The 15,193-nt window shown below is 71.2% G+C and carries 15 protein-coding genes and 1 pseudogene; 13 read left to right on the forward strand and 3 right to left on the reverse strand.

Features of this window, described 5'->3' with window-relative positions; translation table 11 throughout:
• The first annotated feature begins 166 nt into the window (after nt 1–166).
• The 4 genes and pseudogenes from AC3EUJ_RS31985 to AC3EUJ_RS32000 all read left to right on the forward strand — a co-directional run bounded on the left by AC3EUJ_RS31985 (nt 167) and on the right by AC3EUJ_RS32000 (nt 4,034).
• On the forward strand, nt 167–1,117 hold the full coding sequence (locus tag AC3EUJ_RS31985) for a heme o synthase (RefSeq protein WP_431967599.1): 951 nt from the start codon (nt 167–169) through the stop codon (nt 1,115–1,117).
• 24 nt (nt 1,118–1,141) lie between these two features.
• Complete coding sequence (locus AC3EUJ_RS31990; protein WP_431967574.1) at nt 1,142–1,504, forward strand: hypothetical protein; 363 nt, start codon at nt 1,142–1,144, stop codon at nt 1,502–1,504.
• A gap of 72 nt (nt 1,505–1,576) precedes the next feature.
• Complete coding sequence (locus tag AC3EUJ_RS31995; protein WP_431967576.1) at nt 1,577–2,929, forward strand: glutamine synthetase family protein; 1,353 nt, start codon at nt 1,577–1,579, stop codon at nt 2,927–2,929.
• Nucleotides 2,926–4,034, forward strand: a pseudogene (locus AC3EUJ_RS32000) (amidohydrolase family protein). Before AC3EUJ_RS31995 ends, AC3EUJ_RS32000 begins: the two are co-directional and overlap by 4 nt.
• A gap of 129 nt (nt 4,035–4,163) precedes the next feature.
• Here AC3EUJ_RS32000 and AC3EUJ_RS32005 read toward each other — a convergent pair.
• Nucleotides 4,164–5,180, reverse strand: a complete 1,017-nt coding sequence (locus tag AC3EUJ_RS32005; RefSeq protein WP_431967578.1) for a COX15/CtaA family protein — start codon at nt 5,178–5,180, stop codon at nt 4,164–4,166.
• Nucleotides 5,181–5,240: 60 nt separating this feature from the next.
• Here AC3EUJ_RS32005 and AC3EUJ_RS32010 point away from each other — a divergent pair, with 60 nt between their 5' ends.
• The gene (locus AC3EUJ_RS32010) at nt 5,241–6,521 is read left to right on the forward strand and encodes a glycosyl hydrolase family 28-related protein (RefSeq protein WP_431967580.1); all 1,281 of its coding nucleotides are present in this window, start codon (nt 5,241–5,243) and stop codon (nt 6,519–6,521) included.
• Here the strand turns inward: AC3EUJ_RS32010 and AC3EUJ_RS32015 are convergent.
• Both AC3EUJ_RS32015 and AC3EUJ_RS32020 read right to left on the reverse strand, forming a co-directional pair.
• Entirely contained in the window at nt 6,508–7,224 is a 717-nt protein-coding gene (locus AC3EUJ_RS32015; RefSeq protein ID WP_431967601.1) for an ABC transporter permease, read from the reverse strand. The two genes, AC3EUJ_RS32010 and AC3EUJ_RS32015, sit on opposite strands and share 14 nt — an antisense overlap.
• Nucleotides 7,225–7,274: 50 nt before the next feature.
• Nucleotides 7,275–8,201: an ABC transporter ATP-binding protein gene (locus AC3EUJ_RS32020; protein WP_431967582.1), complete on the reverse strand. Its 927-nt coding sequence runs from the start codon at nt 8,199–8,201 to the stop codon at nt 7,275–7,277.
• 216 nt (nt 8,202–8,417) lie between these two features.
• Here AC3EUJ_RS32020 and AC3EUJ_RS32025 point away from each other — a divergent pair, with 216 nt between their 5' ends.
• From AC3EUJ_RS32025 to AC3EUJ_RS32060, 8 genes are all read left to right on the forward strand, one after another.
• Nucleotides 8,418–9,167, forward strand: coding sequence for a helix-turn-helix transcriptional regulator (locus AC3EUJ_RS32025; RefSeq protein ID WP_431967584.1), 750 nt, complete (start codon nt 8,418–8,420; stop codon nt 9,165–9,167).
• Complete coding sequence (gene sufB / locus AC3EUJ_RS32030) at nt 9,164–10,585, forward strand: Fe-S cluster assembly protein SufB (RefSeq protein WP_431967586.1); 1,422 nt, start codon at nt 9,164–9,166, stop codon at nt 10,583–10,585. The genes AC3EUJ_RS32025 and sufB overlap by 4 nt, the downstream gene beginning before the upstream one ends.
• 198 nt (nt 10,586–10,783) lie before the next feature.
• Nucleotides 10,784–11,956 carry a Fe-S cluster assembly protein SufD gene (sufD, locus tag AC3EUJ_RS32035; RefSeq protein ID WP_431967588.1) on the forward strand — a complete coding sequence of 391 codons (1,173 nt, stop codon included), beginning with the start codon at nt 10,784–10,786 and terminating at the stop codon, nt 11,954–11,956.
• Complete coding sequence (locus tag AC3EUJ_RS32040; RefSeq protein WP_431967590.1) at nt 11,953–12,282, forward strand: non-heme iron oxygenase ferredoxin subunit; 330 nt, start codon at nt 11,953–11,955, stop codon at nt 12,280–12,282. The genes sufD and AC3EUJ_RS32040 overlap by 4 nt, the downstream gene beginning before the upstream one ends.
• Nucleotides 12,283–12,289: 7 nt before the next feature.
• Nucleotides 12,290–13,054 (forward strand): Fe-S cluster assembly ATPase SufC, encoded by a 765-nt coding sequence (gene sufC, locus AC3EUJ_RS32045; RefSeq protein ID WP_431967592.1) that lies wholly within the window; start codon nt 12,290–12,292, stop codon nt 13,052–13,054.
• The gene (locus tag AC3EUJ_RS32050; protein WP_431967594.1) at nt 13,051–14,310 is read left to right on the forward strand and encodes a cysteine desulfurase; all 1,260 of its coding nucleotides are present in this window, start codon (nt 13,051–13,053) and stop codon (nt 14,308–14,310) included. The genes sufC and AC3EUJ_RS32050 overlap by 4 nt, the downstream gene beginning before the upstream one ends.
• A 19-nt stretch (nt 14,311–14,329) precedes the next feature.
• Entirely contained in the window at nt 14,330–14,794 is a 465-nt protein-coding gene (gene sufU, locus AC3EUJ_RS32055) for a Fe-S cluster assembly sulfur transfer protein SufU (protein ID WP_326576995.1), read from the forward strand.
• A complete protein-coding gene (locus AC3EUJ_RS32060) occupies nt 14,791–15,132 on the forward strand; it encodes a metal-sulfur cluster assembly factor (protein ID WP_431967597.1) in 342 nt (113 codons plus the stop codon). The genes sufU and AC3EUJ_RS32060 overlap by 4 nt, the downstream gene beginning before the upstream one ends.
• Nucleotides 15,133–15,193 lie beyond the last annotated feature (61 nt).

Below are 15,193 nucleotides of genomic sequence, written 5' to 3' on the forward strand. Positions count from 1 at the left end.
TGGTCAGCGTTTCTTCGCCTGTTGAACACGGAACACCTTCAGGTTGCCGCGCTCTTGCGCTATGGAGGCCAACACGTGGCACCCCCGAGCGCGGCCGGAGTATCCGCTACGTCTAAAGTGGCGTGGTACGCGCAAGCGGAGCCGCTTGCTGGACTTTTCCTCAGGGGTGTTCGTGACGGCCGTCGAATCCCGGCCCGCCGGAGCCATCGGGTCGAGCCACGGCCACCGGCCGTTCGGTGCCCGTGTGATGGCGTTCGTGGCGCTGACCAAGCCGCGCATCATCGAGTTGCTGCTCATCACGACGGTTCCGGTGATGTTCCTGGCGGCGGGCGGCGTTCCCGACCTGTGGCTGGTCGCGGCGACGATGATCGGCGGCTACATGTCGGCGGGCGGCGCCAACGCCCTCAACATGTACATCGACCGCGACATCGACGCGCTCATGCACCGTACGGAGCAGCGTCCGCTGGTCACCGGCATGGTCGCGCCGTGGGAGTGCCTGGTCTTCGGCGTCACGCTTTCGGTGGTTTCCACCGCCTGGTTCTGGGTGCTGGTCAACCCCCTGTCCGCGGCGCTGTCCCTGGCGGCCATCCTCTACTACGTATTCGTCTACACCCTCGGCCTCAAGCGCCGCACCGCCCAGAACATCGTCTGGGGCGGGATCGCCGGCTGCATGCAGGTGCTCATCGGCTGGTCGGCGGTGCGGAACGAGCTGGCCTGGGCGCCGTTCGTGCTCTTCCTCGTCCTCTTCTTCTGGACGCCGCCGCACTACTGGCCGCTGTCGATGAAGGTGAAGGACGACTACGAGCGGGTGGGCGTGCCCATGCTGCCGGTCGTGGCGGGCAACGTCGTGGTGGGCCGGCAGATCGTCATCTACAGCTGGGTGATGGTGCTGGTCTCGCTCACCCTGTGGTGGCCGCTCGGCGCGGCGAGCTGGTTCTACGCGGCCGCCGCCGTGCTGCTGGGCGCCTTCTGGCTGGTCGAGGCACACGCCCTGTACGCGCGGGCCAAGGCCGGCGTGGTGGGTGCCAAGCTCAAGGAGATGCGGCTGTTCCACTGGTCCATCACCTACGCGACGCTGCTGTTCGTCGCCGTGGCCGTGGACCCCTTCCTGCGCTGATTACCGGCGGGTAGCATTCCTGCCATGGCAGAGACCCAGGAAGCAGTCACCCAGGCCGCGGACCGCAGGGCCGCGGCCCGAGCCGAGCGCCGCGCCGCCCGCCTGGCGAGGCAGATCAGCGCGTTCGCCAAGAGCCACGGCGGCGGCGCCGAGGGCCAGATCGCCTACATCGGGGAGGTCGGCACCCGCATCGTGCTCGTCGGCGAGGACGGCGAGTGGGGCGACCTGGTGGCTCCCACGTACGACATCGCCCGCAGCGCCGTGGAGCGCTCCGGGATCACCGCGCACGAGTCCTTCGACGGCGACTTCGCCGCCAAGGTGCGCACCGGCCGCTACGAGTGGTCGCGGATGGCCGGAATCCAGATCGGCGGCCCCGCCAACACCTGACGCCGGGCCCGTCCGCCGGGACCATGGACCATGGGAGTGGTCCGGTTGACGCGCGGGAACGAGGAGGCGCCGGTGGAGACCGAGGAACGCGACGAGCGGCGGCTGACGGCCCGCCGGGAAGCGGCGCGGCTGTCCGCGGAGGGCGTGCGCGCCGTGGCCGTCAGCTGGGTCGACAACGCGGGCATCAGCAGAGCGAAGACCGTGCCGACCGGCCGGTTGCCGCACGCGGCGCACCGCGGCGTGGGTATGTCGCCGGTCTTCGACGTCTTCACCTCCGACGACTCCATCACCTCCTCCGCGCTCATCGGCGGCCCCGACGGCGACCTGCGTCTCTTCCCCGACCTGGACCGGCTCACCGTCCTGGCCGCCCGGCCCGGCTGGGCCTGGGCCCCGGCCGACCGCTACGACCAGGACGGCCGCCCGCACCCCGCCTGCCAGCGGCTGTTCGCCCGCCGCATGACGGAGCGGGCCGCCGAGCGCGGCCTGGAGCTGCGGATGGGCTTCGAGACCGAATGGGTCGTGGTCAAGGACGACGGCAGCGGCGACTGGGCGTCCCGCGGCCCGGCCTACGGCCTGACCGGGGTGATCGAACTCTCGGACTACCTGCTCGAACTCCACGACGCGCTCGCCGAGCAGCGCATCGAGGTCCTGCAGGTGCACCCCGAGTACGCGCCCGGCCAGTTCGAGGTCTCCACCGCGCCCGCCGACCCGGTGCGCGCCGCCGACGAGGTCGTCCTCGTCCGCGAGACCGTACGGGCGGTCAGCGCCGCCCACGGCCTGCGCGCCTCCTTCGCCCCGACCGTCGTCGCCGGGCAGGTGGGCAACGGCTGCCACCTGCACCTGAGCCTGCGCGAGCACGGGCACAACCTGCACCGCGACCCCACCGCCCCGTACGGCCTGGCGCCCGCCGCGAACGCCTTCCTGGCCGGCGTGCTCGACGCCCTGCCCGCCCTCTGCGGCATCGGCGCCCCGTCCCCGGCCAGCTACCTGCGCCTGGTCCCCTCCCGCTGGGCCGGCGTGCACCGCTGCTGGGGCGTGGAGAACCGCGAGGCGGCGCTGCGCCTGGTCCCGGGCGAATCCGACGACCCCGACGGCGGCCACGCCGAGCTGAAGCCCTTCGACGCCGCCGCCAACCCCTATCTGCTGGTCGGCTCCGTCATCGCGGCGGGCCTGGCCGGCCTGCGCGACGGCGGGGGGACCCTGCCCCCGCCGGTCAGCGGGGACCCGGTCGAGCGCGGTGACCAGAAACGGCTGCCGACCTCGCTCAGCGAGGCCGTCTCGCACCTGGTGCGCAGCGCGGCGCTGAAGGAGGCACTGGGGGAGGCGCTGTTCGGCGCGGTGGTCGCGGTGCGGCGGGCCGAGTCCGAGGCGCTGGCCGAGTACGGTCCCGCCGAGCTCGCGGAGGCCACCCGGTGGCGGTGGTGATCGAGCCGCCGCCGCTGGTCGACCACCACTGCCACGGTGTCGTCCGCGGCGAGCCCGGCATCGCGGCCTTCGAGGGGTACCTCACCGAGTCCGACGCGCCCGCGGCGCCCGGACCACCTTCTTCGACACCCAGACCGGCTTCGCCGTCCGCCGCTGGTGCCCGCCGCTGCTCGGTCTGGAGCCGCACTGCCCGCCGGTGAACTACCTCGCCCGGCGGCGCGAACTCGGGGCGTACGAGACCACGCGCCGCCTGCTGCGGGGCAGCGGGATCGGCACGTACCTCGTCGACACCGGTCTGCCCGGCGACCTGACGACTCCCGCGGAGCTCGCCGCGGCGGGCGGGGGAGCGCAGCGGGAGATCGTGCGGCTGGAGCGGCTCGCTGAGGACGTCGCCGCGAACTGCGACTCGGCCGGGGCACTGGTCGAGGGCATCGCCGAGGCCGTCCACGCCGCGGCGCGCACCGCCGCCGGCTTCAAGTCGATCGCGGCATACCGCCACGGCCTCGGCCTCGCCCCGGATCCTCCGGCGCCCGGCGAGGTCCGGCACGCCGCAGGGGCCTGGCTGGACGCGCGCCGCGCCGGCCGCGCCCGGCTCGACGACCCCGTTCTGCTGCGGCACCTGCTGTGGGCGGCCGTCGCGACCGGGCTGCCGCTGCAGCTGCACACCGGCTTCGGCGATCCGGACCTGCGACTCGACCACGCCGATCCGGCGCTGCTGACGGAATTCGCCCGGGCGACCGCGGGCACCGGCACCGACCTGGTGCTGCTGCACTGCTACCCCTACCACCGTCAGGCGGCGTACCTGGCCAACGTCTTCCCCCATGTGCACGCGGACGTCGGCCTCGCCCTCACCCACGTGGGGGCGCGGGCCGGCGCAATCCTCGCGGAGTTCCTTGAGCTGGCGCCGTTCGGGAAGCTGCTGTTCTCGACGGACGCCTACGGGCTGCCCGAACTCTATGTGACTGGCGCCGAGGCCTTCCGCGGCGCGGTGCGCGACGTACTGGGCGGCTGGGTCGCGGACGGCGCCTGGTCGGCGGCCGACGCCCGGCGCGTCGCGGCCATGGTGGCGGCGGACAACGCGCGACGGTTGTACCGGCTCCCGTGAGCGGCGCCGGTGGGCGCGTTTGCGGTATGCCGGTGCCAGTGCCGCTGGGCGGGTGCGGGTTCGTCCCGCGGCGAGGCACCGGGACAGCCGCCCGCTGCCCCAGCCCCGGTGCTAGGGGCAGGCAGGCCCCTACCCGGCCGGTGCCGGCTCCGGGGCCGACGCGGCGGACACCGGGAGCGGCGCCTCGCCGGGCTCGGTCGCCGGACGCTCGCGCATCGAGAGCAGCACCCGCAGCACCGCGATCCACACCAGCGTCGAGCCGAGCATGTGGAGGGCCACCAGGACCTCGGGCAGCTTCGTGAAGTACTGGACGTAGCCGATGACGCCCTGCGCCAGCAGCACGACCAGCAGGTCCCGCACCCGCCCCCGCGGCCCCGCGGGGGCGTCGACGGCGCGCAGCACGAACCACAGCGCGATGGTGAGCCCGCACACCACCCACGCCAGGTCGGCGTGGAGCTGCGAGACCGTCTCCCACTTCACCGGGACGCGCGGCACATCGCTGCTGTCGCCGGCGTGCGGCCCGGCCCCCGTCACGAGCGTGCCGACCGCGATCAGCGCCCCGGAGGTGGCGATCAGCACCCACGCCAGCTGCCTGACCGGCTTGCCGACCAGGGGGCGCGGTGCCGCGTCGCCCTCGTCGGCACGCTGCCACATCAGCAGCGCGACGGCGATCAGCGCGCTGGAGAGCAGGAAGTGCGCGGCGACGGTGTACGGGTTGAGACCGGTCAGGACGGTGAAGCCGCCGAGCACGGCGTTGCCCATGACGACCCAGAACTGGGCCCAGCCGAGCCGGGGCAGCCCGCGCCGCCACGGCTTGGCGGCCCGCGCGGCGATGATCGCCCAGCCCACGGCGGCGCACAGCACGTACGTCAGCATGCGGTTGGCGAACTCGATGGCTCCGTGCAGCCCCATCTCACCGGTCGCGGTGAGGCTCTCGTCGGTGCACTTGGGCCAGGTCGGGCAGCCGAGGCCCGAACCGGTCAGCCGGACGGCACCGCCGGTCACCACGATGACGACGCTCATCACGAGCGCGGCCAGAGCGGCCCGCCGGACCGTCTCCGGGGACGGGGTCCAGCGCTGGGCGATGAAGGCCAGGGGGTTTCGCACGGCTTGGCCTGCTTGGCTGAGATTCGGCACGACCACCATCGTAGGCGCCTCCTTGTGCAATCCTTCACGAGGGGGACGCCCAGGGGAGGGGATGGGGACATGACCGATGTCGACCGGCGGAAACTGCTCTACGGAGGAGCCGCCGCGGCGCTCACGGGGATCGGCGCGGCCGCGTACTCCGCCGCCGGAACGCCCGCCGCCGAGGCCGTACGGCAGCCGCGGAGCACCACGCACCCAGGCGTGGTCGACGTCGTCGCCGACTTCGGCGCCAAGGGCGACGGCAGCACCGACGACAGCAAGGCCTTCGCGGACGCCTACCGGTACGCCGAGTCGCGTCTGGACGACCACACCGGCCGTACGGTGATCGACGTCCCGCCCGGCAAGTACCTGATCACCGAGCCCGGCGCGCTCCTGGACGGCGACGACCCGGCCAACGCCGCCAACGGCCTGCGTTTCCGCGGCGCGGGTCTGCGGATCAGCGAGATCGTCTTCGCGCCGCGGGAGCCCGCGGACGCCTTCCTGTGCCGCAACGACGACATGTGGCAGAACCTCGCCTTCGAGGGCCTGCGCTTCACCTCCGGCACCCCGGGCGCCTCCTTCTTCTCCTCCTACTCCACCGGCGGAGCGGCGAACTACCGCTTCACCGACTGCGAGTGGATGGGGGAGTGGGAGTACGGCATCGCCCTCGACGGCACCAACACCAACTCCGAGATGCGCTGGGAGGCCTGCCGGGTGGGCGGCGCCTACCGCAGGGCGTTCCTCTACTCGGGCCTGTCGAAGCGCTCGGAGAACCCGGAGCAGCAGGACCAGTTCCTCAACTACTGGTTCACCGACATGAACGTCACCTACGAGTGGGGCAACTTCCTGGAGTTCCCCTACGGCGGCTCGGTCACCTGCCGCGCCGGGAGCTACATCGTCACCGGGCGCCGCCCCGCCCCCCACCCCGACTACGGCTACGAGAGCGCCTTCTTCCGCTTCCCCCGCAAGCAGCACTTCAGCTCGGTGCAGCGCTTCCACGCCGAGGACATCCGCTTCGAACTGCGCAACGCCGACACGGTCGTCATCGACTGCGAGTGGGGCGCCGGCACCGTCCACTTCAACGACTGCGACGACACCGCCAACGCCTTCAAGTCCTTCGCCCCCGGGCTGCGGGCCCACCGCTACACGCTGGGCCCGCGCGGGCCGCTGGTGCGCTACGACTCCTGCCAGCTCACCGGCGCCCACCGGTACCGCACCGACGGCTCCGCCGACCTGCCCACGACCGTCCGCTACGACATGTGCCTGCTGGCCAGTCATGCTCCGGAGAGCGGCTTCCTCGCCCTCGACGAGGGGCAGGGCACCGGCTTCGCCCGCTTCGTGGACTGCGTCAATCCCACCTGAACCAGCGCGCCGCCGCGCCGAGGCCCAGCACGGCCCACGCGGCGAGGACGCCGAGGTCGCCCCACGGCACGCCCGCTCCGTGCTGGAGGACGTCGCGTAGGCCGTCCGACAGGGCCGAGATCGGCAGCAGCTCCAGGACGGAGCGGGCCGCCGCCGGGAACCTGTCCAGCGGCACGATCACCCCGCCGCCGACGAGTAGCAGCAGGAAGACCAGGTTCGCGGCGGCGAGCGTGGCCTCGGCGCGCAGGGTGCCCGCCATCAGCAGGCCGAGGCCGGAGAAGGCCGCCGTGCCCAGGGCGAGCAGCAGGAGCACCGAGAGCGGATCGCCGTGCGGCGACCAGCCCAGCGCGAACGCGATCACGGTGAGCAGTACGACCTGCAGTATCTCGGTGACCAGCACGGAGCCGGTCTTGGCGGTCATCAGCGCCCAGCGCGGCAGCGGTGACGCGCCGAGCCGCTTGAGCACCCCGTAGCGCCGCTCGAAGCCGGTGGCGATGGCCTGGCCGGTGAAGGCGGTGGACATCACGGCCAGCGCGAGGATGCCGGGGGCGAGGAAGTCGACGGCCTCGCCGGCGCCGGTGTCGACGATGTCGACGGCGCTGAACAGGACCAGCAGCAGCGTGGGGATGACGACGGTCAGCAGCAGCTGCTCGCCGTTGCGCAGCAGCATCCGGGTCTCCAGTGCCGTCTGCGCGCCGATCATCCGGGGCAGCGGGGCCGCGCCGGGGGCCGGGGTGAAGGTGCCGGTGGCGGTCACGAACGCAGCTCCTTGCCGGTGAGCTCGAGAAAGACGTCCTCCAGGGTGCGCCGCTCGACCGCGAGGCGGTCCGGCATCACGCCGTGCTGAGCGCACCAGGAGGTGACGGTGGCCAGCATCTGCGGACCGACCTTGCCCTCGATCCGGTAGCTGCCCGGGGTGAGCTCCACCGCGGCGGAGTCGGCGGGCAGCGCCTTGAGCAGGGAGGCCAGGTCCAGACCCGGGCGGCCGGAGAAGCGCAGGGTGTTCTCCGCGCCGCCGCGGCACAGCTCCTCGGGGGTGCCGCCCGCTATCACGCGGCCCTTGTCGATGATCGCGACGTCGTCCGCGAGCTGCTCGGCCTCGTCCATGAAGTGCGTGGTCAGGACGACGGTGACCCCGTCGGTGCGCAGCTCGCGGACCAGTTCCCAGGTGGTGCGGCGGGCCTGGGGGTCCAGTCCGGCCGTCGGCTCGTCCAGGAACACCAGCTCCGGGCGGCCAACGACCGCCATCGCGAGCGCCAGGCGCTGCTGCTGGCCGCCGGAGAGCCGGCGGTACGGGGTGCGGCCGCAGGACTCCAGGCCGAGTCGTTCCATCAGCAGGGCGGGGTCGACGGGGTCGGCGTGCAGCTTGGCGGTGTGCCGCAGCATCTCCTCGGCGCGGGCGCCGGCGTACACGCCGCCGGACTGCAGCATGACGCCGATCCGGGGCCGCAGCGCGGCGGCCTCCCGTACGGGGTCGAGCCCCAGCACCCGCACCTGGCCGCCGTCGGGACGGCGGTATCCCTCGCAGGTCTCGACGGTGGTGGTCTTCCCGGCTCCGTTGGGTCCGAGCACGGCGGTCACGGTGCCCCGGGCGATGCTCAGGTCGAGCCCGTCCACCGCGGTCTTGGCGCCGTAGCGCTTGACCAGTCCCGTCACCTCGACCGCGGGGTCCATTCGCATGACGGGAAGTCTACGAACCCGCGCGGGGTGCTTTGCCGGGAGGGCGGTGCCTGGCCTCGCCGCCGCAGGGTCGCTCCTGGTGGGCGGCGGGCGCGGCGCGGGCACCGGGGAGATCGTTTCCGCAGGCCAGGTCAGGTTCCCCTAAGTGACGCAGCAGACATGCGCCCGAGGGGCCGCCGCTTGCCTCTCCGAGATGAATTACGCAACACTGGCCTTGTGAAAAACGCGTCCGAGGCTCAGGAGGAGCAGACGACCGGGGAGCGGAGCACCCGCAACCGGGTCGCCAGGTCCGTCCTGCTCCATGGGCCGTCGACGGCCGCCGACCTGGCGGAACGTCTCGGGCTCACTCAGGCGGCGGTACGCCGCCATCTGGATGCGCTCCTCGCCGAGGGCATGGTCGAACCGCGTGAGAAGCGGGTTTACGGGAACCGCGGCCGCGGCCGCCCCGCCAAGGTGTTCGCGCTGACCGACTGCGGCCGCGATGCCTTCGACCAGGCCTACGACCAGCTCGCCGCCGACGCCCTGCGCTGGATCGCCGAGTCCGCGGGCGGTGGGCAGCAGGGGGACGCCGCGGTGTCCGCCTTCGCCCGCGCCCGGGTCGCCGCCCAGGCCGAACGCTACCGGGCGGTCGTCGAGGCGGCCGGCCCCGAGGAGCGCACACAGGCCCTGGCCAAGGCGCTCAGCCAGGACGGGTACGCTGCCACCACGCGCAACGCGCCCGCCTCCGCCGGCGAGCAGCTCTGCCAGCACCACTGCCCGGTGGCCCACATCGCCGAGCAGTTCCCGCAGCTGTGCGAGGCGGAGGCCGAGGTCTTCTCCCGCCTGCTCGGCACCCATGTACAACGGCTGGCGACCATCGCCCACGGAGACGGTGTCTGCACCACCTTCGTGCCGAAGGCCGCGCCTCCGGCCGGATCGAACGCACCAACCAACACCGCAAGCAACGCCGGGAGGAACCCCGCATGACTGCCCCCCTGGAGACGGCTCACCCTGAACTCGAGGGTCTGGGCAACTACGAGTACGGCTGGGCCGACTCGGACGTGGCCGGTGCCGCCGCCCGTCGTGGTCTGAACGAGGACGTCGTCCGCGACATCTCCGCGAAGAAGAACGAGCCCGAGTGGATGCTCAAGCTGCGTCTCAAGGGCCTGAAGCTCTTCGAGAAGAAGCCCATGCCCACGTGGGGCTCGGACCTGTCGGACATCGACTTCGACAACATCAAGTACTTCGTGCGGTCCACGGAGAAGCAGGCGGAGTCCTGGGAGGACCTGCCCGAGGACATCAAGAACACCTACGACAAGCTGGGCATCCCCGAGGCGGAGAAGCAGCGGCTGGTCGCGGGCGTGGCGGCGCAGTACGAGTCGGAGGTCGTCTACCACCAGATCCGCGAGGACCTGGAGGAGCAGGGCGTCATCTTCCTGGACACCGACACGGCGCTCAAGGAGCACCCCGAGCTGTTCCAGGAGTACTTCGGCACGGTCATCCCGGCGGGTGACAACAAGTTCGCCTCGCTGAACACCGCGGTGTGGTCCGGCGGCTCCTTCATCTACGTGCCGAAGGGCGTGCACGTCGAGATCCCGCTGCAGGCCTACTTCCGGATCAACACCGAGAACATGGGCCAGTTCGAGCGGACGCTGATCATCGTCGACGAGGACGCCTACGTCCACTACGTCGAGGGCTGCACCGCGCCGATCTACAAGTCGGACTCGCTGCACAGCGCCGTAGTCGAGATCATCGTGAAGAAGGGCGGCCGCTGCCGCTACACGACGATCCAGAACTGGTCGAACAACGTGTACAACCTGGTCACCAAGCGCGCCGTGGCGTACGAGGGCGCGACCATGGAGTGGGTCGACGGCAACATCGGCTCCAAGGTGACCATGAAGTACCCGGCCGTGTACCTGATGGGCGAGCACGCCAAGGGCGAGACCCTGTCGATCGCCTTCGCCGGCGAGGGTCAGCACCAGGACGCCGGCGCCAAGATGGTGCACATGGCGCCGAACACCTCCTCCTCGATCGTCTCCAAGTCGGTGGCCCGCGGCGGTGGCCGCACCTCCTACCGCGGTCTGATCGAGATCGGTGAGGGCGCCGCCGGCTCCAAGTCGAACGTGCTGTGCGACGCGCTGCTCGTGGACACGATCTCGCGCTCGGACACCTACCCGTACGTCGACGTCCGCGAGGACGACGTGTCGATGGGCCACGAGGCGACCGTCTCCAAGGTCAGCGAGGACCAGCTCTTCTACCTGATGAGCCGCGGCCTGGAGGAGACCGAGGCGATGGCCACCATCGTCCGCGGCTTCGTGGAGCCGATCGCGCGAGAGCTGCCCATGGAGTACGCGCTGGAGCTCAACCGGCTGATCGAGCTGCAGATGGAGGGCGCGGTCGGCTGACGCCGCCCCCTCCGCCCGGGGCCACCCCCTGGCATGGCAACCCCGACAAGCTCGTGAGCGAGCCGAAGGGCGCGCCGCCGCCGAAAGTGACGCGAGACCGAGCGACCGAGGAACGAGGGAGCGAAGTGTCGAGGAACGTCGGCGGCGGGTCGCAGCGCCCGGAGGCGAGCGAACACAGAAAGAGGCAGTAAGACAGCCATGGCTGAAACCATCCCGGCCGCCGGTGCCACCACCGAAGGCGCCATCCAGGTCGGCCAGCCCCGGGACGCCCGGGTCAGCGCGCCCGCGTCCTACGACGTGGCCGACTTCCCCGTGCCGCACGGCCGCGAGGAGGAGTGGCGCTTCACCCCGCTGGAGCGGCTGCGCGGTCTGCACGACGGCACCGCCGTCGCCACCGGCGGCGTCAAGGTCGAGGTGAGCGCCCCCGAGGGCGTCACCGTCGAGACCGTCGGCCGGGACGACGCCCGGGTCGGCAAGGCGGGCAAGCCGGTGGACCGGGTCGCCGCCCAGGCGTACAGCTCCTTCGAGAAGGCCGGCGTCGTCTCCGTCCCCAAGGACGCGGTGCTCTCCGAGCCGGTGCGGATCTCCGTGCACGGCCAGGGCGGGGTGGCCTTCGGCCACCAGGTCATCGAGGTCGGGGCGTTCGCCGAGGCGGTCGTGGTGATCGACCACACCGGAGACGCCACCCTCGCCGCCAACGTCGAGTACCTGATCGGCGACGGCGCCAAGCTGACCGTCGTCTCCGTCCAGGACTGGGACGACACCGCCGTGCACGCCGCCCAGCACACCGCCCTGGTCGGCCGCGACGCGACCTTCAAGTCCGTCGTCGTCACCTTCGGCGGCGACGTGGTGCGGCTGCACCCGCGGGTCGTCTACGGTGCCCCGGGCGGTGAGGCCGAGCTGTACGGCCTGTACTTCACCGACGAGGGCCAGCACCAGGAGCACCGCCTCTTCATCGACCACGACACCCCGCACTGCCGGTCGAACGTGGCGTACAAGGGCGCGCTGCAGGGGCGGGACGCGCACGCGGTGTGGATCGGCGACGTGCTCATCCGCGCCGAGGCCGAGGGCACCGACACCTACGAGCTCAACCGCAACCTCGTGCTCACCGACGGCGCCCGCGTCGACTCGGTGCCGAACCTGGAGATCGAGACCGGCGAGATCGTCGGCGCCGGCCACGCCTCGGCGACCGGCCGCTTCGAGGACGAGCAGCTGTTCTACCTCATGGCCCGCGGCATCCCGGCCGACGAGGCCCGCCGGCTGGTCGTGCGCGGCTTCTTCGCCGAGCTGATCCAGCAGATCGGTGTCGCCGACCTGCAGGAACGCCTGCTGGAGAAGATCGACGCGGAGCTGGAGGCGTCCGTCGTATGACCACTGCTGAAGGCTTCGTCCGCGCCTGTGCGCTGAGCGAGCTCGAGGAGGACACGCCCAAGCGTGTCGAGCTCGGCGGCGTACCGGTGTCGGTCGTGCTCACCGGGGGCGAGGTGTTCGCGATCAACGACATCTGCTCGCACGCGAACGTCTCGCTGTCCGAGGGCGAGGTGGAGGACTGCCAGATCGAGTGCTGGCTGCACGGCTCCTCCTTCGACCTGAGGACCGGCAAGCCGTCCGGGCTGCCCGCGACGCGGCCCGTCCCCGTGTACCCCGTTCAGATCCAAGGGGACGATGTGCTCGTCTCCGTCACCCAGGAGTCCTGAGACACCCATGGCAACGCTTGAGATCCACGACCTGCACGTCTCCGTCGAGGCCGAGAACGGTCCGCGGGAGATCCTCCGCGGCGTCGACCTGACCGTGAAGCAGGGCGAGACCCACGCCATCATGGGTCCGAACGGCTCCGGCAAGTCGACCCTTGCCTACTCGCTGGCGGGCCACCCGAAGTACACCGTCACCAGTGGGACCGTGACCCTGGACGGCGAGGACGTGCTGGCCATGTCCGTCGACGAGCGGGCCCGGGCCGGCGTCTTCCTGGCCATGCAGTACCCGGTCGAGGTCCCCGGCGTCTCGGTCTCCAACTTCCTGCGCACCTCGGCCACCGCCATCCGAGGCGAGGCCCCCAAGCTGCGCACCTGGGTGAAGGAGGTCAAGGAGGCCATGGAGCGCCTGCACATGGACCCCTCCTTCGCCGAGCGCAACGTCAACGAGGGCTTCTCCGGCGGTGAGAAGAAGCGCCACGAGATCCTCCAGCTCGAGCTGCTCAAGCCCAAGATCGCGATCCTCGACGAGACCGACTCCGGCCTGGACGTCGACGCGCTGCGCATCGTCTCCGAGGGCGTCAACCGGGTGCGCGAGAGCGGTGAGGTCGGCACCCTGCTGATCACCCACTACACGCGGATCCTGCGCTACATCAAGCCCGACCACGTCCACGTCTTCGCCGCGGGCCGCATCGCCGAGTCCGGCGGTCCGGAGCTGGCGGACAAGCTGGAGGCCGAGGGCTACGAGGCCTATGTGAAGGGAGGCGCGTCCGCGTGACACCGCAGTTGCCGGGCCTGCTGGACACCGAGGCGATCCGCAAGGACTTCCCGGTGCTGGACCGTCTGGTCCACGACGGGAAGAGGCTCGTCTACCTGGACAACGCCGCGACCTCGCAGAAGCCGCGCCAGGTCATCGACGCCCTCAGCGAGTACTACGAGCGCTACAACGCCAACGTCCACCGCGGTGTGCACACGCTCGCCGAGGAGGCCACGGCGCTGTACGAGGGTGCCCGCGACAAGATCGCGTCCTTCATCAACGCGCCGAGCCGCGACGAGGTGATATTCACCAAGAACGCCTCGGAGTCGCTGAACCTGGTCGCCAACATGCTGGGCTGGGCCGACGAGCCCTACCGCGTGGACAGCGACACCGAGATCGTCATCACGGAGATGGAGCACCACTCCAACATCGTCCCGTGGCAGCTGCTGTCGCAGCGCACCGGCGCGAAGCTGAAGTGGTTCGGCCTGACCGACGACGGCCGGCTCGACCTGAGCGACATCGAGCAGGTCATCACCGAGAAGACGAAGATCGTCTCCTTCACGCTGGTCTCCAACATCCTGGGCACGATCAACCCGGTCGAGGCGCTCGTCCGCCGCGCCCAGCAGGTGGGTGCCCTGGTGCTCATCGACGCCTCGCAGGCCGCGCCGCACATGGTGCTGGACGTGCAGGCACTGCAGGCCGACTTCGTGGCCTTCACCGGCCACAAGATGCTGGGCCCGACCGGCATCGGCGTGCTGTGGGGCCGCCAGGAGCTGCTGGAGGACCTCCCGCCGTTCCTGGGCGGCGGCGAGATGATCGAGACCGTCTCCATGCACGAGTCGACCTACGCGCCCGCGCCGCACAAGTTCGAGGCGGGCACGCCCCCGATCGCCCAGGCCGTCGGCCTCGGCGCCGCGGTGGACTACCTGAACGCCGTCGGCATGGACCGGATCGCCGCGCACGAGCACGCGATCACCGAGTACGCGCTGCGCCGGCTGAAGGAGGTGCCCGAGCTGAGGATCATCGGCCCGGACACCCCCGAGGGCCGCGGGTCCGCGATCTCCTTCACGCTCGGCGACATCCACCCGCACGACGTGGGTCAGGTCCTCGACGAGCAGGGCATCGCCGTGCGGGTCGGGCACCACTGCGCCCGGCCGGTCTGCCTGCGGTACGGAATTCCCGCGACCACGCGAGCGTCGTTCTATCTGTACTCCACGCCGTCCGAGGTCGACGCCTTGGTCGAGGGCCTGGAGCACGTACGGAACTTCTTCGGCTGAGGGACGGACGGCGAAGCCTGTGAAGCTGGATTCGATGTACCAGGAAGTCATCCTGGACCACTACAAGAACCCGCACGGCCGCGGCCTGCGCGACGGTGACGTCGAGGTGCACCACGTCAACCCGACGTGTGGTGACGAGATCACGCTGCGCGTCAAGCTCGACGGCACGTCCATCCGGGACATCAGCTACGAGGGCCAGGGCTGTTCCATCAGCCAGGCCAGCGCCTCGGTGCTCAACGAACTGCTCGTCGGCCGCCAGGTCGACGAGGCCGTGAAGGTCCAGGAGGTCTTCCTGGAGCTGATGCAGTCCAAGGGCAAGCTGGAGCCCGACGACGCGATGGAGGACGTCCTGGAGGACGCGGTCGCGTTCGCCGGCGTCTCCAAGTACCCGGCGCGCGTGAAGTGCGCGCTGCTGAGCTGGATGGCGTGGAAGGACGCCACCGCCCAGGCGCTGGGCGATGGCGCGGTCAGGGAGTCCGCATGAGCGACAACGCAGAAGTGACGACGACGAAGCCGGCGAGCGAGGAGGAGATCCGTGAGGCCCTCTACGACGTCGTCGACCCCGAGCTGGGCATCGACGTCGTCAACCTCGGGCTGATCTACGGCATCCACATCGACGACAGCAACGTCGTCACCCTCGACATGACGCTCACGTCGGCGGCCTGCCCGCTGACCGACGTCATCGAGGACCAGGCCAAGTCGGCCACCGACGGCATCGTCAACGACCTGAAGATCAACTGGGTCTGGATGCCGCCGTGGGGCCCCGACAAGATCACCGACGAGGGCCGCGAGCAGCTGCGCGCGCTCGGTTTCAACGTCTGACCCTCGCGGGCCCGCACCGGGCCCGCGAGGGACCACGACCGCGGGGGGGGGGGGGCCGGGG

It is taken from the genome of Actinacidiphila sp. bgisy160 (genome assembly GCF_057707815.1).

Excerpts from the sequence above, each read along its gene's own strand:
- sufC (WP_431967592.1), top strand. The coding sequence starts at position 12,290 with ATGGCAACGCTTGAGATCCACGACCTGCACGTCTCCGTCGAGGCCGAG.
- AC3EUJ_RS32020 (WP_431967582.1), bottom strand. The coding sequence starts at position 8,201 with ATGCGAATGGACCCCGCGGTCGAGGTGACGGGACTGGTCAAGCGCTAC.
- AC3EUJ_RS31990 (WP_431967574.1), top strand. The coding sequence starts at position 1,142 with ATGGCAGAGACCCAGGAAGCAGTCACCCAGGCCGCGGACCGCAGGGCC.
- AC3EUJ_RS32040 (WP_431967590.1), top strand. The coding sequence starts at position 11,953 with ATGACCACTGCTGAAGGCTTCGTCCGCGCCTGTGCGCTGAGCGAGCTC.
- AC3EUJ_RS32060 (WP_431967597.1), top strand. The coding sequence starts at position 14,791 with ATGAGCGACAACGCAGAAGTGACGACGACGAAGCCGGCGAGCGAGGAG.
- sufD (WP_431967588.1), top strand. The coding sequence starts at position 10,784 with ATGGCTGAAACCATCCCGGCCGCCGGTGCCACCACCGAAGGCGCCATC.
- sufB (WP_431967586.1), top strand. The coding sequence starts at position 9,164 with ATGACTGCCCCCCTGGAGACGGCTCACCCTGAACTCGAGGGTCTGGGC.
- AC3EUJ_RS32015 (WP_431967601.1), bottom strand. The coding sequence starts at position 7,224 with ATGATCGGCGCGCAGACGGCACTGGAGACCCGGATGCTGCTGCGCAAC.
- AC3EUJ_RS32010 (WP_431967580.1), top strand. The coding sequence starts at position 5,241 with ATGACCGATGTCGACCGGCGGAAACTGCTCTACGGAGGAGCCGCCGCG.
- AC3EUJ_RS32005 (WP_431967578.1), bottom strand. The coding sequence starts at position 5,180 with ATGGTGGTCGTGCCGAATCTCAGCCAAGCAGGCCAAGCCGTGCGAAAC.